Below are 23,123 nucleotides of genomic sequence, written 5' to 3' on the forward strand. Positions count from 1 at the left end.
CCAAGGTGAGCCGGTCCTGTACCGCCAGGCGGCAGCCTCGACGACTGTGCGTGGATCCACCGGCGGCCTTCCGGTGGACTTCGCCGCCGGGAACAACGGGCCGATCACTGCCCAGGTCTCGTCAGATATCTCTCTGCGTGCCACAAGGACAGACTCGCCGACGACCGACGCTCCACCCTTTAGCAACACGCCCTAGGGCCCTCCTTCCAGCCCCGTGGACGCCTTCGCTCTGTGTGGCTGCTCAGGAAGCGTCGGGGCTCATGTCGCCCACTCCGGTGTGCTCCAGTTCACGGGGCCGCGCCAGAGCAATGCCGCCACCGTCGTCGCCGCACAGAACGCCAGGACCGCCGTGGCGAGCGTGAAGATCGCCTCATCGTCGACCTCGATGGCCGCATAGTGCGAGGAGAGGACCAGCTGCATCGTCACCTGGAATGCCAGGTGGAATCCGATCGGGCCCCAGATCGAACCGGACATCACCCGCAGCAGCCCCACCACGACGGCCATCGCGAAGAACATGACGGACCGCTCGAGGAGCACGCCCCACCCGGCGGTGATCACCCACAGGACGGTGCCGAAGGCGGAGAACAGCAGAGCCTGCACGACGACGGCCACCCAGGGCGCCATCACATCCGCCAGATTCCTGTAGATGTACCCGCGGAAGATGAGCTCCTCAGGGAACGCCTCGAAGACGAACACCAGCAGGATCAGCAGCAGCACAGCACCCAGCAGCTCCCCCGGCGCCGCGTCGACACGGATCTCCACCCAGCCGAACAGGACCACCGCGGCAAGTCCGATCCCGGCCGGCAACACCCAAGTGAGCATCCCGCGCACCAGGTCCGTCAGAGCCGTGCTCCACCCCGGAAGGCCCAGGGTGGCCAGCGGCCGCCTATCGATCAGTCGACGCAGGACCACGACCATCGGCACTGCCAGGAGCAGCACGCCCACCGCATTGGCCACATGCCGGCCCAGCGTCATCTCGTCTCCCCACCACAGGGCCGTCAGGTGGGTGACGGAGACCCAGATGGCCAGACAGCCGAGCACGGTCACGCTCAGCCTCGCGGGAAGAGACAGTCGAGGGGGCGGCATCGTCGAGACCTGCGTTGCTTCTTTCATGAGGCTCACGCTAGGCGGAGGCCTCGACGCGTGCAGGTGCCGAAAGTCACGAGCGTGGTCCGGTGTGCAGCGCGCCGTCCCCTCCCCCGGGCGGCGCCTGAGCGCTGCGTCCGAATCGATCCGGACCCTCAGGTAGCCTCTCGACTGTGACGACCGATTCCAGGCGCACGGACCCCCACGGCCCAGGGCTCGAGGCCCCAGAGTGAGCACCGGGGCCCTGGCGCTCATCCTCACCGCGGCGGTGTTCCACGCGGTGTGGAACCTCGCGGCCAAGACCGCCCGCGGGGACACCGCGGTGTTCGTGTGGTGCTACTTCACGCTCGGCGGGCTGCTCTGCCTGCCGGTGGGCCTGGTCCAGATGCTGCGCACCGGTGCCGCCTACGGCTGGGAGCTGGTCGCCGCCGCCCTGGTCAGCGCGGTGATCCACATCGGCTACGCCACACTGCTGCAGACCGGGTACCGCCGAGCCGATCTGGGTGTGGTCTATCCGGTGGCCCGTGGAGTGGGACCGGTGCTGACCATGGTGGTCGCCGTCGGTCTGCTGGGCGAACGCCCGGGCATCGCCGCCCTGACCGGAGGCGCGGTGGTCGTGGGCGGGATCCTGATCGTCACCGGCCGGCGTCTGCTCCGCCGCGGCGACCGCCTGCGGACCGGCCTGCTCTACGGCAGTGCCACCGGTGCCGCCATCGCCGCCTACACCCTGTGGGACAGCTTCGCCGTGACCGCCCTGGGGCTGGAGCCCATCCTGTACTTCGCATTGAGCAGCGTGCTGCAGTCCGCCGTGATGCTCCCCTGGGTGCTGCGCCGGCGCAGCCTGATCCGTCCCACCTGGCGCACAGACCGCCGTCCGGTGATCGTCGTGGCCGTACTCTCCCCGCTGGCCTACATCCTGGTGCTCTATGCGATGACGACGACGCCGGTCGCGCTGGTCGCCCCGGTGCGGGAGTCCTCCATCGTGATCGGGGCGCTGCTGGCCTGGTGGCTGTTCAAGGAGCCGGACCCCGTGAGGCGAACCCTGGGAGCCGCCGTCGTCTGTGCCGGGATCGGGCTGGTCGTCTCCGGGTGACAGGACCGTCACGCCGGCCGGACACGGCGTCGGGGCGGGGCCGCACGGCGCTCACCACCCGTGTCGGCCGCCGTCGCCCCGCAGCGGCACGGTCCCGACGGCGAGGCCTCGGGCGTCCAGCAGCCGGCCCACCAGCTTGACCGGGCGCAGCACCACGCTGCGGTCGATGACCTCCATCCAGGGCAGCAGCTGGGTCAGGCGCCTCTCGAGGCGCTGACCGTCGGCCACGGTGCGCAGCCAGGCGGCGACGATGACATTGGCGGGCCCGGTGGTGGACAGCACGGCGCGCAGCTCCGGGATGCCGGCGAGCACCTGACCGGCCTCGTCGATGTGGGCGGGCGGCACCCGCAGGAAGAACCACTCGAGGACATGCCACTCGGTGAGCCCCCGGGCGACCTCGCAGCGCAGGCGCAGCGCCCCGGCGTCGGTCAGACTGCGCAGGCGGCGTCGCACGGTGCTCTCGGAGACGTCGAGGTCCTCGGCCAGGCGCTGGACGGAGCGTCGGCCGTCCACGGAGAGCTTCTCCACGAGCTTGCGCTCCAGAGCGTCCATGGTCGGAGCGGAGGTCGAACCGGGGGGACGCGGTGCGCTGGAGATCCGGCTCTCCTCCCGCGACGTGAGGCTGCGCAGCCTCCACCGGCTGGCATCCAGGTACACCCGGGTGACCACATGGCTGCGCACGGATTCGACCTCGGGGATCTGCGCCACCCGTTCGAGCAGGTAGCGGCCGAGCGCCAGCTGGTCCGGGCAGGTGACGGTGATGAGCAGGTCCCGGCCGCCGGCGGTGACGTCGATCGTCATGGCCGCCGCATCCTCGGCCAAGGTGCGGGCCGCCTGCAGGATGTCGCCGGCGCGGCAGACGACCTCCAGCACGGCGATGGCGGAGTCCCGCCCATGCAGCGGCTGGCAGGAGACCCAGGCGGCACCGGAGGACTCCAGCCGCTCCCAGCGCCGGGCCACTGTGGTCGGGGCCGCGCCGAGGGCACGGCCGAGCTCGCTCCATCCGGCCCGCGGACTGATCTGCAGCGCCTGAATCAGACGAAGATCATTCTCCTGCAGCCTGATCGGATCCTGAACATCCGGGACATCACTGACGGAATCCTGCACCTGAAACCTCCTGATGCCGCACGATCCTACCGTGGCTGTGACCAGGATCACCACTATCGAGAGGTCCTCCGATGCCCTCACCCCACCACCGCGCCACCCAGTCCGTGCTGCAGATCCGCGAGCGCCTGACCCGTCTCAGCCATGACATCCACGGCCTGGCCGAGACCTCCTTCGAGGAGCACCGCAGCGCCGCCCGGCTGCGCGACGAGCTCGCCGACGCCGGATTCGCCATCACCGCACCGGTGGCGGACCTGCCCACCGCCTTCACCGCCCGGTACGGCACCGGCGACTTTGTCGTCGGGATCTGCGCCGAGTATGACGCGTTGCCCGAGATCGGCCACGCCTGCGGGCACAACGTCATCGCCACCGCCGCCGTCGGCGCCGCCATCGGACTGGCCGCCGTCGCGGACGAGCTCGGTCTCACCGTGGAGGTCGTCGGCACCCCCGCGGAGGAGCACGGCGGCGGCAAGGTCCTCATGCTGGAGCGGGGCTGCTTTGACCACCACACCGTGGCCCTGATGGTCCATCCCGGCACCGTCGACGCCGATCCGGTGGAGACGCCTCCCAGGGGGTCGCGCGCTTCGCCGTCACCTTCACCGGGCGTGCCGCCCACGCGGCGGCGGCCCCCACCGACGGCGTCAACGCCGCCGACGCTGCCGTCGTCGCCCAGGTGGCGGTGGGGCTGCTGCGCCAGCAGGTCCCCGCCTCCTCCCGGATCGGCCTGTTCGTCCGCGACGGCGGCCAGGCCACCAACATCATTCCGGAGCGCACCGTGGTGGACGTCGAGGTCCGCGACTTCGACCTCGAGGCGCTGCACAGCCTGCGTCGACGTGTGGAGGACTGCTTCTCGGCCGGCGCTCTGGCCACCGGCTGCCAGATGCAGGTGGAGGAGACCGAGCCCCTCTATGCCCCGCTGCGCCAGGACCCCCGGCTGGCTGGACCCTACCGTGACGCGGTGCGGGCACTGGGGCGCCGCCTCGCGGACACCGGCGGACTGACCGGTGGCTCCACGGATATGGGCAACGTCTCCCAGCATGTGCCCGCCATCCACCCGATGATCGATGTCGACGGCAGCGGCGCACCGCCCCACACTCGTGGCTTCGCCGACGACGCCGTCTCCCCCGGAGGCGACGCCGCGGCCGTGACGGCGCCATCGCCATGGCCCAGACCATCATCGAGGCGGCCTCCGACGCGGACCTGCGGGCCGAGCTGATCGCCGAGCAAAGGGCCCGGGCCCCGTTCACCGAGGGGGTGCCGGCATGAGGTCCCGCGCTCCCCGCTCCGTGACGCCCCCGGAGAAGCACCCGAAGAAGTCCTCCGAGAAGCCCTCTGAGAAGCCCTCGATGCGCTCCCGTGCGCGCCTGTGGATCCCCCTGCTGCTGGTCGGTGCGCTGCTGACCGTGCTGGCGGAGCTGATCGGCGCCCAGGAGGTCGGCGTGGGCATCGGCACGCTCACCCTGCTGCCACTGATCTGGGGGCTGCTGCTGGGTGCCACGGTCAGCCTGCAGAAGGTGCGGCCCTTTCCGGAGGGCGCTCAGAGGATCGCCTCGGTGGCCATGCAGATCGGCGTGCTGCTGCTGACCACCCGCCTGGCCTTCATGGTCGGAGAGAACCTCGATCTGCTCGTCCAGGTGGGGCCCGCGCTGGTCCTGCAGGAGATCGGCAACCTGGCCACGATCCTGATCGCCATGCCCCTGGCAGTCCTCCTGGGCATGCGCCGCGCCTCGGTGGGTGCCACGTTCTCCATCGGCCGTGAAGGCTCCTTCGCCATGGTGGGCGAGCGCTACGGGACCGAGTCCCGCGAGATCCGCGGCGTGCTGGCCATCTACATCTTCGGCACCGTCTTCGGTGCCCTCTGGATCGGCCTGCTGGCCTCCATGCTGGCCGGCACCGGGTGGTTCAATCCGCTCGCCCTGGCCATGGGCTCCGGCGTGGGATCAGGGTCCATGATGGCCGCCGCCTCCAACGCCGTGGTCGCCCAGTTCCCCGGCATGGAGGGCGAGATCCTCGCGCTCGCAGCGATGAGCAACCTGCTCAGCTCCGCGCTCGGCCTCTACATCGGCGTCTATGTGGCCCTTCCCCTGGCCGACCGGTTCTACCGGCTCCTGACTCGCCGCCGTCGTGCTGACGAGGGCGAGCAGGCCGAGGAGTTCCTCAGCGGCGTCGAAGTGTCTGCGCAGAAGGTGGAGGCGCCGGTGCAGCGGGTCCACCCTGCCGCCCTGCTGGCCCTGTCCACCGTGCTGACGATCGCCGCCCTCTGGGCCCACGACGGCGCGGTCACCCTCTCGGCGCTGCCGGGGATGGGCCTGATCGTGGTCTTCGTGGTGCTGGGCCTGCTGGCCCGCCGCTTCCTGCGCATCTCCGCGATCGTGACGGCGATGACCCTCGCCATGGCTGCCTCCACGCCGTGGTCCCCCGTGGCGGACACGGTGCTGGCGCTGGTGGAGCCGGTGGCCTTCCTCCCGATGACCACCTCGGTGCTGGTGCTGGCCGGGCTGGGCCTGGGGCGCGACGCACGGATCCTACGCTCCGTGGGCTGGAAGATCGTGCCTGTGGGGCTGGCGGTGTTCACCGCGACCTTCCTGGCCTCGGTGCTCATCGCTCAGGGGGTGCTGGGGGTCGGCTGAGTCGGACGGCCCGACCGGCGGGAACGGAGCGGGCGACAGGTGGTGGCCAGATGGTGAGATGACGTCCGCGGGCGCATCGACGACGCCGCCGATGGGCGATGATGGGTCCCGTGCGTCCCTCCTCCCGTCTGTGGCTTCTGCTGCTGGTCCTGACCTCGATGCTGGGCCAGTTCTCGGTCAACATGATCCGCCCGGCCACCACGTACAAGGTGGACGCCCTCGGCGGTGACGCCGCCGTCGTCGGACTCGTAGCGGCCTCCTACGCCATCGTCCCCCTGGTGATCGCGATGCCTGTCGGGCGCCTCATCCAACGCATGGGCACCGTGGCCGGCCTGATCGGCGGGGGCCTGTGCGTGATGGCCGCCGGAGCGGCGGCGATCGCCTTCTCCTCGGCGGTGTGGGGTGTGGTCCTCGGAAGCGCCGCGCTGGGCCTGGGGCAGCTGGTCTTCGCCATCGGCGGGCAGAGCGGGGTGACCCGCGCGGCCGATCCGGCGAAGCGCGATGCAGCCTTCGGCTGGTTCACCGCCGCCGTCTCCGCCGGTCAGATGCTGGGGCCGCCCGTGGCCGGATGGATCATCAGTGCGCCCGAGGACGTGGGGACCGGCATCGACCTGTCGATCCTCGCCGGAGGTGCGGCGGCCCTGCCAGGAGCCCTGCTGCTGTTCCTCGCGCTGTGGCGGATGCGCCGCCACGCACACGGCGCCCCGGCGACGGGCGTGGCCGCCTCAGCCCGCGACGGCGAGCCGAAGGCCTCCACGCGGGCGATCCTGCGCACCCCGAGGGTGGGCTCGCATATCGCCGCTTCCGCCGGACTGCTCGCGCTGACCGACGTGCTGGTGGCGTTCCTTCCCCTGCTGGGCCAGCAGGCCGGGCTGAGCCCGTCGGAGGTGGGGCTGCTCCTGGCCCTGCGCGGGCTGGGCTCCCTGGCCTCGCGGATCCTGCTGGGCGGACTGGTGCGCCGGATCTCTCGGGAGGTGCTGCTGGTGCTGTCCCTGCTGCTCTCCGCCATCAGCTTCGCCGCCATGCCCTTCACCACCGGGACCGTCGCCATGGCCGGCGCCCTGATGGCGGTGGGCGGATTCTTCCTGGGGCTCGGTCAGCCGCTGACGATGACGATGGTCACCGCCGCCGTCCCCGAAGGTTGGAGCGCCCCGGCCCTCGCCCTGCGACTGATCGGCAACCGGCTGGGCCAGGTCGCCATGCCGGCCGCCGCCGGAGCTCTGGCCGGGCCGGTGGGCCCGGCGGCCGCCGTCTGGCTCGGGGCCGCTGTGCTGCTGGTCTCCGGAGCTGATCAGCTGCGCATCTGCGACGGCGCAGCTGAACGGCTGAACCTCTGGGCGAGGCCGGTTCAGCGCCCGAGATCGTAGGGGTCGTGATACCCCTCGGGCGTCTGCGGCGGGTCCTGGTGGCCCTGCCAACCGTGCTGCTGACCGTGCTGCTGACCGTGCTGCTGCGTCTGCTGCTGGTCCTGTCCCTGGCCTGACCTGTACCAGCCCTGCCGCTGCGCCTGGGACCAGCCGGACTGGTCCGGCTGGTCTGACCCACTGTGGTAGCCGTACCGAGCGCGCTGGCCGGGATGCCCCGACTGGCCGGAGTTCCATCCGACGTCGGGCCCCCAGCCCTGGGGTGCGCCGTGGCCGCTGCGCTCCACAGGCACACCCAGGAACTCGGCGACCCGCCCGGCCTCCTCCACGAGCGCCTGCTCACGCTGGAAGAAGCTGCCGCGCCGATTGACGCCGATCAGGATCTCCCCGCCGTCCTGCAGGCCCAGGCTCATGAAGGTGACCAGGTCGCGCCGACTGCCGTTCCTGCTGCGACTGATGCGGACCTCGGTGTGGAGCCGGACCACTCGCACCTGGTGGGCGGTGAACGTGTCGTCGCGCCGCTGGATCCCGTACCAGCGGCGGAAATGTGCCTCAGACTCCCCATACGGGCGCAGCGTGGCCGAGACCTTCTTGCTCGCACCGAAGATGCCGAATCCCACGGTCAGGAAGATCATCGGGTGGAGCAGGAACAACCACGCCAGGTGGCCGATCTCCGCCAACGCCCCACCGGCCAGCGCCATTCCGATGACGGCGGTGCCGATGCTCGCCCCGAACACTCCAATGGCCAGGCCCAGCCAGGCGCCGAATCCCTTGGTGCTGCTGCGCAAGGTGAGTGTGCCGTGCTCCGGCCCGTGATCGATCCGCATGACACCACAATACTGGCGCTTCTGACGCCCCTCCGTCCGCACCCCGTCGAGTGGGGCCGACCACGCCGTCAGGGGCGCTCCCAATCCTCCACGCCGCCCGGCACCTCGGTGAACAGTGGATGCACCGGCCACGGTGACCCGTCTCCGTCTGGGCACGTCGCCGCCCACTCGGCCAGCAGCTCCGGGGAGCGGCGAGCCAGTTTGGCCCGGAGGTGGTCGGCTTCGAAGGCGAGCTGCCCGGAGGTCACGGGGATCGGCGTCGTCACGCGCTCGGCGGAGCCCGCCGCTGGGAGGTCGATGCGGTCGACATCGAACCGGTATCCGCGCACCCCGGCCTCCTGGTGGAGACCGGTGAGGTAGGCGGCGATGGCCGCCTGCGGGTCCTCCTGAGAACGGAAGCGTTCCAGCTGAGGATGGCGGGTGTAGCCGCGGGTCCGCCCGAGCAGCACGGCCTGGGCCAGCAGGGCCTCCCGCCAGCAGGCGATGAGACCCTGCCGGTCCAGCAGGCGGGGATGCAATGACCAAAGCCGCATGACTACGGCGCCACCCCGGCCGCGGCGGGGCTGAACCCCCGGCGGACGTTCTCGCAGCATTCAGGGCGGCAGACGTCGTACCAGGCCCGAGATCGGTGACATGCGGTCGGTCCGCGGCCGGGACAGCGTGGATGCGTTCCTCGAGCAGGTCCACCAGGCTGGCCACGAAGGCTCCATGCACCCCCGGGGTAGGAGTGCGCACAGCACGAAGACCGGCCTGCTCGGCGGCTCCATAGCTTCCTCGTCCAGGTCCCATAGGACCTCCATGTGGTCGCTGAGGAAGCCCAGCGGGACCACGATGACGGCCTGCACGCCCTCCCCCGGAAGCTCGGCGATCCGGTCGCAGACATCCGGCTCCAGCCACGGCTGCGAGGGCGGGCCGGAGCGCGACTGGTACACCAGCTCCCAGGCGGTGGTCTCCTCCGCGGCTCCCTCCTCGCGCAGCTGCTCCATGATCTGCCGGCCCACGGCACGGTGCTGGGCGGCGTAGGCGCCGCCGTCTCCCAGCCCCAGCTCGCGGGGTCCGGAGCGCTCCGCGTCGGCGGTGGGGATGGAGTGGGTGGCGAACAGCACCCGGACCTGCCCGCCGGTGAGACCTTCGGCGGCGAAGCCACGGACGGCCTCGGCCACGCCCTCGGCGAAGGGCTGGACGAAGCCGGGCACGTCGAAGAACTGCCGCACCTTGTCGATGCGCACGACGCCGGCCAAGCCCGTCTCCAGCACGGCACGGGCGAAGTCCTCCCGGTACTGGCGGCAGGAGGAGTAGGAGCTGTAGGCACTGGTGGCCACCGCCAACAGACGGGTGTGGCCGGCCTCGGCGGCCTGGGTCACCGTGTCCTCCAGGTACGGCGCCCAGTTGCGGTTTCCCCAGTAGACGGGCAGCGGCAGGCCGCGAGCACGCATCTCCTCCTCGATGGCCTGGCGCAGCTGGCGGTTGTGCTCATTGATGGGGCTCACCCCGCCGAAATGCCGGTAGTGCGTGGCCACCTCCTCCAGCCGCTCATCCGGGATGCCCCGTCCGCGGGTCACGTTGCGCAGGAACGGGATGACGTCCTCCTGGCCTTCTGGGCCGCCGAATCCGGCGAGCAGGACGGCGTCGTAGTCCTGGGCGGCGGTCACATGCGGTGCCCCGTCCGCCGAGGCGTCGGTGGCGAAGGGGACCTCCCCGGGACGGATCGCGGCAGACGAGGTCTCCACCGGCTGCGGGGACTTCGCGGGCGTGTCAGACATGATGATGCTCCTTCTCTCGGATGTCTCAGACGTCTCAGGACGTGTCATGCTGATGGAGTAGATGTGGCGGTCATGTGGCCTGGATGAGCAGGATGGTCAGTGCGGCTCCGACGGCATAGTTCAGCCGGAGGAAATGCCGCCACCCCCGATGCGCCTGGGCAGCCTCGGCGTCGCCGATCGACCGGTAGGGCAGGGCCAGGGCGATGTAGGGCAGCACCAGCAGCCCGGCGAGCGCCCCGGGCCATCCCGTCCCGATGACGATCACTCCGGCGGCGGCCCAGAGCGCCAGGGCGAACCTGACCGTCCGACGGGCGCCGAAGACCGTACCGATCGAACTGATGCCCGCGGCCCGGTCCGGCCCGATGTCCTGGACCGCACCGAAGGCGTGGCTGGCCATCCCCCAGAGCAGGAAGGCCCCCAGAGCGCACACCACCACGGCGTCGATGTCCGCACCGGCCAGCGCAAGCCCGTAGGCGGCTGGCGTGACGAAGTGCAGGCTGGAGGTCAGCGAGTCGAGCACCGGGACCTCTTTGGTGCGCAGCGGCGGAGCCGAGTACGCCACCAGCGCCACCAGACTCACGCCCAGCACCATCCAGGAGCTGGGGCCGCCCAGGATCACCAGCACGACGACGAACGGCAGCACCAGTGCCGCACTGATCACCAGCAGGGGCCGATGGCGGCGGACGTCCAGCAGGGCCCCCTCCGCTCCGCCCTTGCGCGGATTGGCCAGATCTGAGGCGTGGTCGTAGACGTCGTTGATGCCGTAGAGCGCGAGGTTGTACGGGACCAGGAAGAACACCGTGCCGATGATCAGCGCGGGATCGAGGCCTCCGCCGGCGAGCAGCCACGCCGCGGCGAAGGGGTATGCCGTGTTGATCCAGCTCAGCGGGCGGGAGGCGCGCAGCAGGTCGGCTGTCATGCGGCCTCCCTCTGGGTACGGCGCGGCCCCAGCAGGGTCCAGAGCGCAGGCAGCAGGATCACGGCGGCCACCGGATAGGCGAAGTCTTCGATCGGCGCCAGCCCGAGGCGCAGTCCAGAGATGCTCTCCTCCGCATAGCTGAACAGCCCGACAGCGATCATGAGGTTGTCGAAGACCGCCGTCAGCAGCACCAGCACGAGTCCGCCGAGCGCGGCCGCCGGCATGAGCCGACCCGTGCCGTCGGCCGCAGGGCGCCCCCGCCGGGACCGCACTCCGGCGGCCGCTGACGCAACCGCGACGGCGACCCCCAGGAACACCAGGCACAGCAGAAGATACGTCCACTCGGTCATGCGCGCCCCCTCCCGGTCAGCAGCTGCTGAGACCCCAGGGTGACCACCATGGCCAGGTGGCACAGGAACAGCAGAAAGATGAGCTCCTCCAGTGGCAGCTCGGGAGCCAGCATGACGCCGGTCATGAAGGGGGCGGGCCCGTGGAGGAACACGCCCAGGGCGATCCCGGCCAGGTCCCAGGCCAGGAAGAACACCGTTCCGAGAGCCAGCACGGCTCCGGCCCGCAGGGGGCTCCGAAAGAGGAAGAGCCTGAAGCGGGCATCCACCAGGAGTATGCAGCCCCAGGAGACCAGCAGAGCGATCAGGTAGGCCATGCTCATCAGCGTCTCAGGCATGGACACCCCCGGTGAGCGCCTCCGGGCGAGCCGGGCGCCCACCCCGCAGGGAGCTGCGCACGAGCTCAGCGCTGATCAGGCACATCGGCACGCCGATGCCAGGCATGGTCGTCGCTCCTCCGTAGAAGAGGCCCTTCAACCTCCGAGAGCGGACGGGCCCCGGAGGAAGGCGCTCTGCCGCAGCGTGTGGGCGGGACCCAGCGCTCCGCCGCGCCAGGCTCCGAAGTCGCGCACGAAGTCCGCCGGTCCGATGGAGCGTCGCACCACGATGCGGGAGGCGAGGTCGTCGATTCCGGCCCAGTCCGCGATCTGCCGGATGGACTCATCGACCATCTGCTCCACGGGAAGGTCTCCGGCACCGTCGACGCCTCCGGCGCCCAGGGCCGGGTCTGCCCGCGTGGGCACCAGCACGAAGAGGTTCTCGTGGCCGGGCGGAGCGACGTCGTCGGTGGCGCTGGGGCGGCACACGTAGAGCGAACGCGGCGGCCCTCCCGCCGGTCGTGCACCGGAGATCTCGTCGAACCCCTTCTGCCAGTCCCGGGTGAAGAACAACGAGTGATGGGCCAGCTCGGGCAGGGCGCCCCGCACACCGAGCAGGGCCAGCACCGCTCCCGGCCCCGGATCCCGGTGTCGCCAGGACCTGGCCGACCGGGTGCGGTGCTCCGGAGGCAGCAGGGCGGTCTCGGTGTGATGCATGTCGGCCGTGGAGACCACGACGTCCGCGGGGAGGAATTCATGCCGCCCGTCGGATCGGCCGATGTGGACTCCCGTGACACGCCCCCGGGAGGCCGTGATGCGCCGCGCCCGGCAACCGGTCCGCAGCCGGGCCCCCTCGCCCTCGGCGAGACTCGCCACCGCTCGCACCACCGCGCTGAACCCGCCACGGGGGTGCAGCACCTGCTGGTTGATGTCGAGATGGCTCATCAGGTGGTAGAGGCTCGGTGCGGAGCGCGGCGAGGTTCCGAGGAACACCGCGGGGTAGCCCAGGATCTGTCGCACCCGGAGGTCGTCGGTATGACGGGCGATGAACGACTCGAGCGGCTCGGTGAGCATCCGCAGCAGAGTCGGCAGCCGGCCGAGCAACGCCGGGTCCAGGAAGTCTGAGGGACGCTGGTAGCTGGAGTAGAGCAGGCGCTCCGTGGCCAGGTGACTGGTCCGTGCGGCCGAGCTCAGGTACTCGGGCAGACGTCCAGGAGTCGTTTCCAAGGCCTGCAGCGCCTGCAGCGAGTCATCGGCCGGCAGGTCGAAGGGATTCGGGTCGTCCTCGAAGAAGACCCTGTACGCGGGGTCCAACGGGAGCAGTTCGAGCTGCTCCGCGGTGGAGGTCCCCAGCTGCGCGAAGAATCGGTCGAAGATCTCGGGCATCAGAAACCACGAGGGGCCGGTCTCGAAGCGGAAGCCCTCGTGATGCCATTGCCCGGCTCGTCCTCCGAGCTCGGCATGCGCCTCGACCAGCGTCACGTCCAGACCGTCGCGCGCCACCAGGGCTGCGGTGGCCAGACCGGCGAATCCTCCGCCGATGACGACGGCGGTGCGCGTCCGCGAACCCCGCTGGCCGCGGGCCGGGCTCACCTGCGTCCTCCCCGCACCACCGGGAGCAGGGCCTGCAGAAGCAGCTGCATCCTGACTCGCCGCGGCACGGAGACCCGCCGCCGCTGCAGCTCAGCCACGGATGTGTGCCGAAGCCGGGCGGAGACCTCTTCGAAGAGCCGCGTGGCAAGATCGGTGGCACGACGCGCCCCTGGGGGCAGCAGGGGGATCGCGCGACGGGCCGCCCCGAGGTCGGCCTCGATGTCTGCCAGGATCTCGATCTTGCGGGCCTCGCTGAGCTCACCCGGCACGGCGCCGGGGAAGTAGGCCCTGCCGAGCTGTTCGGCGTCCTCGTGCAGATCTCGGAGGAAGTTGATCTTCTGGAAGGCGGCACCCAGCCGGGCCGCACCTGTCTCAAGCTGGGCCATCTGATCCGTGGTCGGGGCGGTGTCCTGCAGGAAGACCCGCAGGCACATGAGGCCGACCGCTTCCGCCGAGCCGTGGACATAGCGCCGGTACTGCTCCTCGCTGAGCGAGTGGACCGGCTCCAGGTCGCGGCGCATGGACCGGAAGAAGGCCTGCACCAGGGCCTTCTCGACGTCGGCTGCACGGGCCGCGGAGGCGAAGGCGTGCACGATGAGGTTGCTGCTGAAGCCGGTGCCCATGGCGGAGATCGTCTCGGTTTCCAGGGTGTCGAGCACCTCGCGTCTGCTGTCGGCGTCGAGCCCGGCTTCTTCGGCGGTGCCGTCGACGATCTCATCGGCCACGCGGACCAGCGAGTAGATGCTGCGGATGGCGGCACGGGTGCCGGGCGGCAACAGTCGTGTCGCAGTGCCGAAGGACGTGGAGTACTCGTCGATGACACGCGAGGCCGCGCTCTGCGCCGCCTGCGTGTACAGGGTCAGTCCGCTCAGCCCGGAGTCTGCGCTCATGGAGAGCCCTCTGGGGTGTGCGGGGACTCGCCAGCTCCCCCATAGAGCGCCATCGCAGGCACCTGCAGGACCAACCACGGGCTGAAGGCCCACGGCGCGGCGTCGACGGCGGCGCGCAGCCGATCGGTGGAGGTCCATCTCCAGTCGAGGACCTCGTCCGGATTCGGCACCGGGTCTCCGTCCAGGGCGGCTGTGACGACGGGGCAGATCTCGTGCTCCACCACACCGGAGGCGTCCACGGCACGATAGGAGAAGTCGGGCAGCACCGGCGTCACGTCCGTCACCTCGATGGTCAGCTCGTGACGGGCGTGGCGCACCACGGCCTCCTCCAGGCTCTCCCCCGGGGCGGGGTGGCCGCAGAAGGAGTTGGTCCACACTCCGGGCCAGGTACGTTTGGTCAGCGACCGTCGTGTGACCAGCACCTGACCGAGAGGATTCGTGAGATGGCAGGAGAAGCCCCTGTGCAGCGGCGTGTGCGCCGTATGCACTGCGCTCTTCAGAGCCGTGCCCAGGGGCCGCCCGTCAGGCGCGACGAGCACGACGTGCTCCGATAGACGGTCATCCATACGCCACCCCAATCATCTAGCCTGGTTAGTATCTAACTTGGCTAATAATAACCGAGGTATCTCCATGATGCACACCGCCGACCCCGCCGACCACCCCAAGGACCCCTCCATGATCGACCCCCGCGTGATGGACCCCGCGGGGGAGATCGTGCCCCACGCGCACGTCGACGAGGAGGAGATGGATCAGATCGTCGCGGTGCTGGACGCGATGCGCCGCTGGCGCACGGTGGAACGCAGGATGAGCGAAGCCTCGCGGAAGTACATGAAGCTCGGGGAGACCGACATGCGGGCCCTGCGCTACCTCATCGCCGCCCAACGGCACGACCGGCTCGCCACGCCGAGCGACCTCGCCCGCCACCTGGGCGTCTCCACGGCGTCGGTGACGAAGATGCTGGACCGCCTGGCCGCTCACGATCACATCCGCCGCCTGCCCCACCCGGAGGATCGGCGCAGCACCGCCATCGCGGTCACCGAGCAGACGCAGCGCGTCGCCCGCGAATCTGTCGGACGCAGCCATGCCGGGCGGTTCCACGCTGCGGCGGCGCTCTCCCCTGACGAGCGAGAGGTCGTGATCAGGTTTCTCGACGCTCTGTGCGCGACCGAGCCTCCGCCTCAGCAGTGAGCCGCGCCGCCATGGTCCGGAAGATCACCGCATGGAAGGGTGTCAGCGCCAGCCAGTAGAGGCGTCCGGCCAGTCCGGAGGGGAAGAAGATCGCGCGCTGCGTGTACCGGGATCCGCCGTCGCCGTCTGCGTCGACGGCGAACTCCAGCCACGCCTGGCCGGGGACCTTCATCTCCGCACGCAGGCGCAGCAGACTCCCCGGATCCAGCCGCTCCACCCGCCACCAGTCGACCACGTCGCCGAGCTGCAGAGTCTCCCTGCTGCGACGCCCTCGGCCCAGCCCCACGCCCCCGATGAGCTTGTCGGCAATGCCGCGCAGGCGCCACGCCTTCGACAACGAGAAGTACCCCTTCTCGCCGCCTATCCCCTGCACCACGGCGAAGACCTTCTGTGGTGAGGCTGTGGTGCGGACCGCCCGTTCATCACGCAGCACGGTGCGACCTGACCACTCCGGGTCCGACGGCAGCGGCTCGGACGGCGCCTCCAACGGATGTGCGGCCGCCCACGTGGTCTCCACCCGGTCGGCGGTCATCTTCTCCAGCGCGAGGTCCACGGCGACCCGATACCGGGTGAGCCCGGCCTCCGGGGGTGGGATGAGCTCGTCGATCCCCCGCTCCTGGACCACGCAGTCGTGCTGGAGCGACTGCACCAATGGGATCGCCAGGGACCGTGGGATGGGTGTGACGAGGTTGACCCACTGCGCCGCCAACCAGGGGGTCAGCACCGGCAGCGGCAGCACGGTGGGCTCACGCAGCCCGGCGGCGCGAGCGTAGGTCTTCATCAGCTCGGCGTAGGTGTGCACATCGGGACCACCGATGTCACACCGTCGGCTGGCCGACAGCTCGACGTCTGCGGCACAGGTCAGATAGTGCAGCGCGTCACGGACCGCGATGGGCTGGATCCGGTTCATCACCCAGCGAGGCGAAGGCATCACGGGCAGCACGTCGGTCAGGTGCCGGATCATCTCGAAGCTGGCCGAGCCGGAACCGATGACGAGCCCCGCCTGCAGCGTGAGGGTCGGGACTCCGCTGGCTTCCAGGATCTCGCCGACCTCGACCCGAGACCGCAGGTGGGGACTGAGCTCACCGTCCGGGTGCAGGCCCGAGAGGTAGACCACCAGCCGGACGCGCGCCAGCGCTGCGGCCTCCCCCACGGATTCGGCGCACCGCTTGTCCGTGGCGGCGAAGTCCTTTCCGCCGGTCATGGAGTGGACCAAGAAGTAGACCACCTCAGCATCGGCACACAGCCTCCGGGCCGCCTCCGCCTCGGAGAGATCGCCCTGGACGACCTCCACCTCGTCACGCCAGGGCACGTCCCTCAAGGATTCCGCTCGACGGGTGAGCACCCGCACCGTATGACCGGCCGCGAGCAGCTGGGGCACAACTCGACCACCGATGTATCCGGTCGCTCCTGTGACAGCGATCAGTGCCATGGACATCCTCCTCCGGTCTCTGAGCAGGTGATGGCTCACGGTAGCACTGGCCTCAGCCGCAGCTCGCCGGCCCAGCCGTTGCCGGCTCGACGTCGACGGCCTATCGTCGTCACGTGATGACTCCTGCACCCAGCCTCGCACCGCGCTTCCGTGACGCCACGCGGGAGGACCTGCCCCGCATCGTCGAGCTGATCCGGGACGACGCCGTCGCCGCCGAGCGCACGGGCACGTACTCTCCGGCGCATGAGCGGGGCTTCGACGCCGTCGTCGCCAGTGAGAACGATGAGCTGATCGTCGCGGAGCTCGACGGCGAGGTCATCGGCGTCATGCAGCTGACGTTCATCCCGGGTATCGCCCGCCAGGGTGTGACCCGGCTGCATGTCGAGGCGGTCCGAGTGGATCGGCGCCTCCGCGGCCAGGGCATCGGGGAGAAGATGATGCGCCACGCTGAGGATCGCGGCCTCGCCCGGGGCTGCGGACTGGCCCAGCTGACCTCCGACGTCGTGCGGCAGGACGCGCACCGCTTCTATGAGCGCCTGGGATACGCCCCCTCCCACGTGGGGTTCAAGAAGCACCTCTCCCCGGTCGAGCTCCATGAGGTCACGGTGGACGACCCGCTGGCTCGGCAGGCCCAGCAGGCCTATGTGACAGAGCTGCACGAGCGGTTCGGCTTCACCCCCGGCCCTCTGGACGTCCCGGAGCCGGGTTCGCGATATCTGGTGGCGGTGTGCGAGGACCGGCCGGTGGCCTACGGCGGCATCCGTCCCGCCGTCGGCCGTGCCGGGGCGATCATCGACGGCGCCGCGGAGATCAAGCGCCTCTGGGTTGATCCACAGCGGCGCGGCGCCGGCCTCGCCTCCCGGCTGGTCCGGCGGCTCGAGGAGCTGGCCCGAACCGCCGGGCACCGCAGGGTGCTGCTGGACACTCACAGCGCGCTCAGCGAGGCGATCGCCTTCTACGAGCACGCCGGATACCGGCGGGTCGACCCCTACAACGACAGCGCCTCCGCCGAGCTGTACTTCGCCAAGGACCTCAGCTGAGCCCCGCCGGCGTCTCCCGCCGAGAGTGTCTGCCCCAGAACCCCGTGAGCTCGGCGGCCAGCTGTTCCGGCTGCTCCTCCGGGATGAAGTGCCCACAGTTCTCCATCCGCCGAGCCTCGAGCAGCCCTTCACCCTGGGGGCCTGTGCCGATGTAGGGGCGCCACAGCTCATCGACAGCCACCTGGGAGGCCAGCCCCTGGGCACCCCACAGCGCCAGGGTCGGCACGGTGACGCGGCGGCCCGCTCGAAGATCCTCCTCGTCGAGAGCGATGTCCTCCCAGGTCGCCCGATAGTCGTCGAACCCGGCACGCATGGCACCGGGCCGACGGAACGCCTGCACGTACTCAGGGATCCGGGGCTCGACCCGATCCCGCCGGAGCGTCCACCGCTGGAAGAAGTACCGCAGGTACTCCTCCTCCCGGCCGGAGGTCAGCAGCTCGGGAAGGTCGTCCTGCATGTGGAACAGCCAGTGGAAGTAGCCGGCGGCTGTGCGCGTGGTCCCGCTGAACATGGCATGAGTGGGCGCGACGTCCAGGACGGTCAGAGTGTGCAGCCTCTCGGGATGGTCCACCGCGAACCGATGGCCCACCCGCGCGCCACGGTCGTGCCCCACCAGATGCACCCGCTCCAGGCCGAGGTGGTCGAGCAGTTCGACGACGTCGGCGGCCATACGCCGTTTGGTGTATCCCTCGGTGGGCTTGTCGGTGAGGCCGTAGCCACGTAGGTCCGGTGCGATGAGGCGCCTGCCGTCGGCCAGCAGTGGGGCCAACTCGTCCCAGCAGGCAGAGGTCTGCGGCCAGCCGTGGAGGAGGAGCGCTGCCGGCTCGTCGGACTGCTGACCATGCTCCTGCCAGTGCATGCGCAGTGACGGGAGGTCCGTGAGATGCGTCATGACCTCACACTAACCCGTTCAGACGGTTAGTCAATAGGATGGCCCCATGACACCTGGCGCCGAGGTTCGAGACTGGCTGTTCTACGGCGGCTCATCCGCCCTGGACTTCGTCAACACCCTGCGCGATCGGGCCACGACCCCTCGCGAGACCCTGCCTGACGCGGAGAGCCTCGCCGGGTGGTTCAGTACGGCGGGGATCGAGGGGTGGGCGAACTCGACCTCGCAGCCGCCGACGCCGGCCGAGCACCAGGCGGCCCTGACGCTGCGGGACGCAATCGACGCTGTGCTCGCCCCGGGCCGCACACCCACTCGTGAGCACGTGCTGCTGGTCAACGAGCACGCGCACCATGCTCCGCTGCGCGAACTGCGTCTCGATGAACCGACCACCGTGGTGGTGGCGGGATCAGGGACCGCGGCGGGATCAGGGACGGCGGCGGCGCTGGGCGCACTGGCTCAGGCCGCCATCGAGGTCATCGCCGCAGGCGAGCTCCCCTGGGTCAAGATCTGCGCGCACACTCGCTGCGGCCTGCGCTATCTCGACCGCTCACGCGGGCGACGGCGCCAGTGGTGCTCGATGGAACGCTGCGGCAACCGCGCCAAGGCAGCTCGGCACGCACGCCGAGGCCCTGCCGCCGGCCCCTGAGCCCACCGCCCTGCGGCCTCAGCCCACCACGACGTCGGCGGTCACCTCTCCTGGCGCGTCGACGTCGAGGACCGCGCTCACGCCCCCGACGGTGAGCTCATGCTCACCCAGGAACGCGTCGAGGCGCAGGCGACCGTCGTCGTCGGTGCGGACCGTGGTCTCCGGGGTGCGCCACTCTTCGGTGACGAGCTGGCGGAGCCGGTGATAGGCGGGTTTGGGCGAGCCGTCGGGGCGCAGCAGCCCGCCGGGGGCGCCGAGCCACATGCCACGGTCGGGCAGGCCCCAGTAGGTGATGGACTCCACGGAGGGATGGGAGTACAGGGTCCGGTAGTGCCGTTCGAGGTCCTCGGCCTGGCGGTGCTCCCCCTCCTCCGTGGTGGGCCAGTGATCCACCTGCCAGTCGTTGAGGTCCCGGATGTGTCCGGGCATGAGATCGCCGGAGAGGATCGTGGTCTCGGTGAAGTGCAGCGGGATCCCGTAGCGGGAGAACCGGTCGAGCACCTCCAGGGTCTTCTCTTCGCCCCAGGCCCCCTGATGCATGTGGGACTGCAGGCCCAGCGCGTCGATGCGGATCCCGGCCTCCAGCGCGCCTTCGATGAGGCACTCATAGGCCGTGGACATGTCGAAGTCGTTGAGCAGCAGGGTAGCTGCGGGGTCTGCGGCGCGCGCCTCCTCGAAGGCCAGCCGCATCATCTCGATGCGGCCCCGCTGGCGGGCCAGCCGGGTGACGCCGTTGTCCTCGGCGGTGAACACCGGCATGATCACCACCTCGTTGATGGCGTCCCAGGTGTCGATGAGCCAGAGAAGGCCTCCACCTCACGGCGGATCCGTCCCCGCAGGGCCCGCTCGATCTCCTCGACCTCCAGGTCCAGCAGCCAGGGGGCGCAGACGGTGTGCCACACCAGCGGGTGGCCCTTGACCTTCACCCTCTGCTCGGCGAACCAGCGGGCCGCGGCGAGCAGGCGGTCGGTGCGCGGGCGGCCCCGCTCCGGTTCGAACATGCCCAGGTAGAACGGGAGGGTGGCCCGGTTGAACACGGCCAGCCACTGATCGGCCAGCGCCGCGTCATATCCGGGGTCCTGGGACTCTCCGATGATGTGGTCCACCAGCTCGAAGCCGATGCAGCCGAAGCCGAAGGCCTGGCTGCGCTGACGGACCGTGACGTCCCGGTCTGCCAGCGGGGCGCCGTCGCCGTCGGTGAGCGTGGCGGTGACGAGGGCGCGACGATGCGCGAGGCTGGGATCCGGCGTGCGGCCAGGGGCGGGCGGAGCGAACAACAAGGTCATACCGCCAGTCTTGCAGAATCCTGTGACGCGCCCCACAGTGTGTCATCGGGACTGCTGAGCATCAGCCAGCAGGCGTGACAGGCTGCTGCAGCTCGACGACGAACTCGTCGCTCCGCCCCGACTCGTCGGCCCGCAGGTAGAGCTCCCGACAGGGACCCGCCGGCTCGGCGCCGCGGGCGACGACCTCGGTGTGCAGCGCCTGCCAGCTGGACGCGATCCCGGAGATCTCCCCCAGATGCGTGCTGCAGAACGCCTTCTCCACCGCCGGCAGCGAGACGATCTCCACACCGTCCCGCGGCTCGCCGTCATAGGCGTAGCCGACGATGACGTGCAGCCCGCGCTCGTCCAGGCTGTAGCTGGCCACAGGGGTCTCCAGGGCTCCCGGGATATGACCGATGACCGCGGCCACGGCGTCGAAGGCAGGGCCCACGACGCCGGCCACCTCCGGTTGGTCCCGCACGACGGCGGTGCGGGCGGCCAGCCTCAGGGCCGGCAGGGACTTGGTGACGATCTCCACAGCAGGCATGGCATTCTCCTCTTCGATCAGATGGAGCCGTCGCTCGACGTCGGTGAGCCGTTCAGACGCGATCCGGTGCTCCCGCTCCAGCTCGTGACGACGACGGCCGAGCATCCGCGCCAGCTGGGCGACGTCGACGCCGTCCTCCAGCAGAGCGGAGATCTCGTCGATGCCGAAGCCGAGCTGGCGCAGCGCCACGATGCGGTGGAGCCGGTCCAGCTGCTCCGGATCGTAGGACCGGTAGCCGGTGGTCGGCTCCACGTGGGCGGGCACCAGCAGTCCGGCCTGGTCCCAATGCCGCAGCATGCGGTGGGTGACCTGACCGACCTGGGCGAAGGCTCCGATGGACAGCATGGGTCCATCACATCGTCTGACACAGTGTCAGAGTCAACATCCGGGGATCAGTCGGCCGGGATGACGGGCTGCTGCAGCTCGGTCACCCAGTCGTGCTGGTCCTCGGACTCGGCGCGCAGGTAGAGCTCACGACTGGGGCCGCCCGGGCGCAGCCCCCGGGCCTCCAGCTCGGCATGCAGGGCCTGCCAGCTCTCCGCGATGCCGCTGACCGGGCCATAGTGGGCGGTGCACAGCGCGTGGCTCTCCTCGGGCAGCTCCGCGATCTCCACACCGCCGCACGCCTCCCCCTCGTAGACGTAGCCGACCACGATGCGCAGCCCGTCCGCCGTCCAGGAGTAGCTGGCTACGGGCGCATGCAGGGTCCCTGGTGTGTCGCCGATGATGCCCGCAATGTGGTCGAATGCGGCGCCGACCGCCTCCCCCACCTCCGACCAGTCGCGGACGGTGACGGTCCGGGCTGCCAGGCGCAGCGCCGGGAGCGGCTTCTGGAGGAACTCGGTGATCGGCATGACTCCATCACACCGCTGAGCAGGGTGTCCCCGTCAACAGCTGGCCGCCTCGGCGCCAGGCACGAGCTGGTGGTTGCTAGCCGGAATACGGCCGACACGGCCCGGTCTCCGGCATCGGCCCCGGCTCAGCGGGCCCGACGCGAGGCGGGTCAGCCCTGCCAGGCGGGGTAGTCGGTGTAGCCGCGGGCACCGCCGACGTAGAAGCTCTCGGGGCGGGTCTCGTTCTCCCCGAGGTCCTCCTCCCAGCGGCGGAACAGGTCGGGGTTCGCGATGGCCGCGCGACCGACGGCGACGGCGTCGACGGTCCCCTCCGCGGCCAGCCGCAGCGCCTCCTCACGGGTGGTGACCACCCCGAATCCGCTGTTGCCGACCAGCGGGGCACCTGCGACGCGTCGGAGGGTCTGCACGAGGGCGCCGGCGCGGTCGGCGCTGAGGACGTCGACGAAGGCCAGACCCAGGGGCGCCAGTCCCTCGGCGAGCGCGGTGTAGGTGGTCAGCGCGTCGGCGTCGTCGGTCTCCAGCGCCCCCTGGATGTCATGCTGCGGGGACAGACGGATGCTGGTGCGGTCGGCGCCGATCGCCTCCGCCACGGCGCGGGTGACCTCCACGGAGAGCCGGGCCCGGTTCTGCGGGCTGCCGCCGTAGTCGTCCTCCCGCTGGTTGGAGGTCGGGGAGGTGAACTGGTGGAGGAGGTAGCCGTTGGCCCCGTGGATCTGGACCCCGTCGAAGCCGGCCGCCCTCGCGTGCTGAGCGCCCTGGACGAAGGCCTCCACGATGCCGGGGATCTCCTGGTTCTCCAGCGCATGCGGCACCGGGTGCTCCGCCTTGCCCTCCGGGGTGCGGATCTCCCCGGGCGCGGCGATCGCACTGGGAGCGACGACCCGTCCGGTGCCGCTGAGCAGCGGGTGGGAGATGCGCCCGCCGTGCATGATCTGCAGCACGATGGTCCCACCCGCCTCATGGACGGCGTCGGTGACCTTCCGCCAGCCGTCGATGTGCGCCTGGGTCTCGATGCCGGGCTGCCCCACCCAGGTGCGCCCCTCCCGCACGGGCCAGGTGCCCTCGGTGATGATCATGCCCAGGGAGGCGCGCTGTGCGTAGTGCTCCACCTGCAGGTCGGTGGGGACGCCGTCCTCATCGGCCCGCAGGCGGGTGAGCGGAGCCATCACGAGGCGGTGGCGCAGCTCCAGGGCGCCGAGCGTGAGGGGCGACAAGAGCTTCTCCTGGACGGCGGTGGTCATCTGCACGGTCCTTTCACCGGGGCGGGTCGTTCCACCGGCAGACAACCACGACGGCGGCGGGCTGATTCCTCGCCGTGCCGGAGTTCAC

23 protein-coding genes and 4 pseudogenes are annotated in these 23,123 nt (G+C 70.5%); 8 read left to right on the plus strand and 19 right to left on the minus strand.

Going from position 1 to position 23,123, the window contains the following annotated elements; all coding sequences use genetic code 11:
• Nucleotides 1-189: transposase (locus BCY76_RS20680; protein WP_139827673.1), on the minus strand; the 189-nt coding region annotated here is incomplete at its 3' end.
• A gap of 69 nt (nucleotides 190-258) precedes the next feature.
• Nucleotides 259-1,047 carry a CPBP family intramembrane glutamic endopeptidase gene (locus BCY76_RS07400; RefSeq protein ID WP_070158836.1) on the minus strand — a complete coding sequence of 263 codons (789 nt, stop codon included), beginning with the start codon at nucleotides 1,045-1,047 and terminating at the stop codon, nucleotides 259-261.
• Nucleotides 1,048-1,315: 268 nt separating this feature from the next.
• Between BCY76_RS07400 and BCY76_RS07405 the strand changes: the two genes are divergently transcribed.
• On the plus strand, nucleotides 1,316-2,179 hold the full coding sequence (locus BCY76_RS07405) for a DMT family transporter (protein WP_070158835.1): 864 nt from the start codon (nucleotides 1,316-1,318) through the stop codon (nucleotides 2,177-2,179).
• 51 nt (nucleotides 2,180-2,230) lie between these two features.
• Here BCY76_RS07405 and BCY76_RS07410 read toward each other — a convergent pair whose 3' ends face one another.
• Nucleotides 2,231-3,286, minus strand: coding sequence for an Lrp/AsnC family transcriptional regulator (locus BCY76_RS07410; protein ID WP_170922625.1), 1,056 nt, complete (start codon nucleotides 3,284-3,286; stop codon nucleotides 2,231-2,233).
• Nucleotides 3,287-3,357: 71 nt separating this feature from the next.
• Between BCY76_RS07410 and BCY76_RS20685 the strand changes: the two are divergent.
• The 4 genes and pseudogenes from BCY76_RS20685 to BCY76_RS07430 form a co-directional block, all read left to right on the plus strand.
• Nucleotides 3,358-3,741 (plus strand): annotated as a pseudogene (locus BCY76_RS20685) (amidohydrolase); the annotation flags it as partial.
• Nucleotides 3,742-3,908: 167 nt separating this feature from the next.
• Nucleotides 3,909-4,499: pseudogene (locus tag BCY76_RS18540) on the plus strand (M20 family peptidase); the annotation flags it as partial.
• Nucleotides 4,500-4,545: 46 nt separating this feature from the next.
• The gene (locus BCY76_RS07425) at nucleotides 4,546-5,913 is read left to right on the plus strand and encodes a DUF3100 domain-containing protein (protein ID WP_085437449.1); all 1,368 of its coding nucleotides are present in this window, start codon (nucleotides 4,546-4,548) and stop codon (nucleotides 5,911-5,913) included.
• A 110-nt stretch (nucleotides 5,914-6,023) separates the two neighbouring features.
• Nucleotides 6,024-7,280 carry an MFS transporter gene (locus tag BCY76_RS07430; RefSeq protein WP_170922626.1) on the plus strand — a complete coding sequence of 419 codons (1,257 nt, stop codon included), beginning with the start codon at nucleotides 6,024-6,026 and terminating at the stop codon, nucleotides 7,278-7,280.
• On the opposite strand, the gene BCY76_RS07435 is transcribed toward BCY76_RS07430, so the two are convergent.
• The 9 genes and pseudogenes from BCY76_RS07435 to idi form a co-directional block, all read right to left on the minus strand.
• A complete protein-coding gene (locus tag BCY76_RS07435) occupies nucleotides 7,262-8,104 on the minus strand; it encodes a hypothetical protein (RefSeq protein WP_070161015.1) in 843 nt (280 codons plus the stop codon). The genes BCY76_RS07430 and BCY76_RS07435 overlap by 19 nt on opposite strands.
• 68 nt (nucleotides 8,105-8,172) lie before the next feature.
• On the minus strand, nucleotides 8,173-8,637 hold the full coding sequence (locus BCY76_RS07440) for a pyrimidine dimer DNA glycosylase/endonuclease V (protein ID WP_070161013.1): 465 nt from the start codon (nucleotides 8,635-8,637) through the stop codon (nucleotides 8,173-8,175).
• Between the two features lie 2 nt (nucleotides 8,638-8,639).
• A pseudogene (locus tag BCY76_RS07445) lies at nucleotides 8,640-9,867 on the minus strand (ferrochelatase).
• Nucleotides 9,868-9,937: 70 nt separating this feature from the next.
• Nucleotides 9,938-10,786, minus strand: a complete 849-nt coding sequence (locus BCY76_RS07450) for a prenyltransferase (RefSeq protein WP_070161011.1) — start codon at nucleotides 10,784-10,786, stop codon at nucleotides 9,938-9,940.
• The gene (locus tag BCY76_RS07455; protein ID WP_070161009.1) at nucleotides 10,783-11,136 is read right to left on the minus strand and encodes a lycopene cyclase domain-containing protein; all 354 of its coding nucleotides are present in this window, start codon (nucleotides 11,134-11,136) and stop codon (nucleotides 10,783-10,785) included. Before BCY76_RS07455 ends, BCY76_RS07450 begins: the two co-directional genes overlap by 4 nt.
• The gene (locus tag BCY76_RS07460) at nucleotides 11,133-11,471 is read right to left on the minus strand and encodes a lycopene cyclase domain-containing protein (RefSeq protein WP_237090032.1); all 339 of its coding nucleotides are present in this window, start codon (nucleotides 11,469-11,471) and stop codon (nucleotides 11,133-11,135) included. Before BCY76_RS07460 ends, BCY76_RS07455 begins: the two co-directional genes overlap by 4 nt.
• Nucleotides 11,464-13,043 (minus strand): annotated as a pseudogene (gene crtI, locus BCY76_RS07465) (phytoene desaturase family protein). The gene BCY76_RS07460 and the pseudogene crtI overlap by 8 nt, the downstream one beginning before the upstream one ends.
• Nucleotides 13,040-13,933, minus strand: coding sequence for a phytoene/squalene synthase family protein (locus BCY76_RS07470; RefSeq protein WP_070161007.1), 894 nt, complete (start codon nucleotides 13,931-13,933; stop codon nucleotides 13,040-13,042). The pseudogene crtI and the gene BCY76_RS07470 overlap by 4 nt, the downstream one beginning before the upstream one ends.
• Nucleotides 13,930-14,499 (minus strand): isopentenyl-diphosphate Delta-isomerase, encoded by a 570-nt coding sequence (idi, locus tag BCY76_RS07475; RefSeq protein ID WP_070161005.1) that lies wholly within the window; start codon nucleotides 14,497-14,499, stop codon nucleotides 13,930-13,932. The genes BCY76_RS07470 and idi overlap by 4 nt, the downstream gene beginning before the upstream one ends.
• Nucleotides 14,500-14,563: 64 nt before the next feature.
• Here idi and BCY76_RS07480 point away from each other — a divergent pair, with 64 nt between their 5' ends.
• Nucleotides 14,564-15,121 (plus strand): MarR family winged helix-turn-helix transcriptional regulator, encoded by a 558-nt coding sequence (locus BCY76_RS07480; protein ID WP_070161003.1) that lies wholly within the window; start codon nucleotides 14,564-14,566, stop codon nucleotides 15,119-15,121.
• Here the strand turns inward: BCY76_RS07480 and BCY76_RS07485 are convergent.
• Entirely contained in the window at nucleotides 15,072-16,553 is a 1,482-nt protein-coding gene (locus BCY76_RS07485; protein WP_083277603.1) for an SDR family oxidoreductase, read from the minus strand. The genes BCY76_RS07480 and BCY76_RS07485 overlap by 50 nt on opposite strands.
• A gap of 116 nt (nucleotides 16,554-16,669) precedes the next feature.
• On the opposite strand from BCY76_RS07485, the gene BCY76_RS18045 reads away from it, so the two are divergent.
• Nucleotides 16,670-17,593: a GNAT family N-acetyltransferase gene (locus tag BCY76_RS18045; protein ID WP_083277602.1), complete on the plus strand. Its 924-nt coding sequence runs from the start codon at nucleotides 16,670-16,672 to the stop codon at nucleotides 17,591-17,593.
• On the opposite strand, the gene BCY76_RS07495 is transcribed toward BCY76_RS18045, so the two are convergent.
• Nucleotides 17,586-18,485, minus strand: a complete 900-nt coding sequence (locus tag BCY76_RS07495; protein WP_070160999.1) for an alpha/beta fold hydrolase — start codon at nucleotides 18,483-18,485, stop codon at nucleotides 17,586-17,588. The genes BCY76_RS18045 and BCY76_RS07495 overlap by 8 nt on opposite strands.
• 46 nt (nucleotides 18,486-18,531) lie before the next feature.
• On the opposite strand from BCY76_RS07495, the gene BCY76_RS07500 reads away from it, so the two are divergent.
• Nucleotides 18,532-19,128: a CGNR zinc finger domain-containing protein gene (locus BCY76_RS07500; RefSeq protein ID WP_085437453.1), complete on the plus strand. Its 597-nt coding sequence runs from the start codon at nucleotides 18,532-18,534 to the stop codon at nucleotides 19,126-19,128.
• Between the two features lie 18 nt (nucleotides 19,129-19,146).
• Here the strand turns inward: BCY76_RS07500 and BCY76_RS20350 are convergent, their stop codons facing one another.
• The 5 genes from BCY76_RS20350 to BCY76_RS07520 all read right to left on the minus strand — a co-directional run bounded on the left by BCY76_RS20350 (nucleotide 19,147) and on the right by BCY76_RS07520 (nucleotide 23,035).
• Nucleotides 19,147-19,887: an endo-1,4-beta-xylanase gene (locus BCY76_RS20350; protein ID WP_336582028.1), complete on the minus strand. Its 741-nt coding sequence runs from the start codon at nucleotides 19,885-19,887 to the stop codon at nucleotides 19,147-19,149.
• A gap of 2 nt (nucleotides 19,888-19,889) precedes the next feature.
• Complete coding sequence (locus BCY76_RS20355; RefSeq protein WP_336582029.1) at nucleotides 19,890-20,414, minus strand: hypothetical protein; 525 nt, start codon at nucleotides 20,412-20,414, stop codon at nucleotides 19,890-19,892.
• A gap of 61 nt (nucleotides 20,415-20,475) precedes the next feature.
• Complete coding sequence (locus tag BCY76_RS07510; protein ID WP_070160997.1) at nucleotides 20,476-21,285, minus strand: MerR family transcriptional regulator; 810 nt, start codon at nucleotides 21,283-21,285, stop codon at nucleotides 20,476-20,478.
• 47 nt (nucleotides 21,286-21,332) lie between these two features.
• Nucleotides 21,333-21,794, minus strand: a complete 462-nt coding sequence (locus BCY76_RS07515; protein WP_070160995.1) for a GyrI-like domain-containing protein — start codon at nucleotides 21,792-21,794, stop codon at nucleotides 21,333-21,335.
• A gap of 149 nt (nucleotides 21,795-21,943) precedes the next feature.
• Nucleotides 21,944-23,035 (minus strand): alkene reductase, encoded by a 1,092-nt coding sequence (locus tag BCY76_RS07520; RefSeq protein ID WP_070160993.1) that lies wholly within the window; start codon nucleotides 23,033-23,035, stop codon nucleotides 21,944-21,946.
• Between the last annotated feature and the right edge of the window lie 88 nt (nucleotides 23,036-23,123).

Source organism: Nesterenkonia sp. PF2B19 (genome assembly GCF_001758425.2).
Classification (GTDB): Bacteria; Actinomycetota; Actinomycetes; order Actinomycetales; family Micrococcaceae; genus Nesterenkonia; species Nesterenkonia aethiopica.